Origin of the sequence: Mesorhizobium sp. 2RAF45 (assembly GCF_052115225.1) — a bacterium.
GTDB classification, from domain to species: Bacteria; Pseudomonadota; Alphaproteobacteria; order Rhizobiales; family Rhizobiaceae; genus Mesorhizobium; species Mesorhizobium jarvisii.
Genome location: NZ_JBFRGG010000043.1, coordinates 1 through 531, shown reverse-complemented (window position 1 = coordinate 531; position 531 = coordinate 1). Strand labels below are relative to the sequence as shown.

Sequence of the window (531 nt, the reverse complement as noted above, 5' to 3'; positions counted from 1 at the left end):
CGGGAATACTACGCCAGGGTGAACGAGGCTCCGTTGGCGGCGAAGGTCGAGTTCCCGAAGGAGCGCGAGAAGCGCGGCGTCGTCGGGAAGGAGACGGACGAGGAATTCGCCACCCGCGTCGCCCGCACCGTCCACGACAAGATGATTGGCGGGTTCGTGAAGGGGCAGGAGCTGGCGGCGGTGCAGCGCCGGGAGCGCGATCAGGCGCGGGCCGTCGGTCAGAAGGAACGCCAGGTCGAGAAGCTGAAGGGCGATCTGTCGGCGTGGGAAAAGGCGACGAAGGGCCTCTCCCCGGAGGGCGTGGCCGCCATGCAGAAGGCCGTCACGACGAAGACCAGGGAGACGCTCGCGCTCGCCAAACGGGCCGCGCAGAACGTCGTCGGCCACTTCGTCCGGTGGATCGACCAGGACCGTTTCGAGGTCCGCGACCGGGCGACCTACCTGAACCAGACCATCGACGCCCCCAACGGGGCTGCCGTCCTGCGCCTGGAAGGGGTCAAGGAGGGTGATCTAGTCAAGGTGATGGGGGAG

At 67.8% G+C, this 531-nt stretch carries 1 protein-coding gene; it reads left to right on the top strand.

All coding sequences use genetic code 11. The features are described from left to right. Positions 1-33: 33 nt before the first annotated feature. Positions 34-531: hypothetical protein (locus AB4Z43_RS33500; RefSeq protein WP_441941000.1), on the top strand; the 498-nt coding region annotated here is incomplete at its 3' end.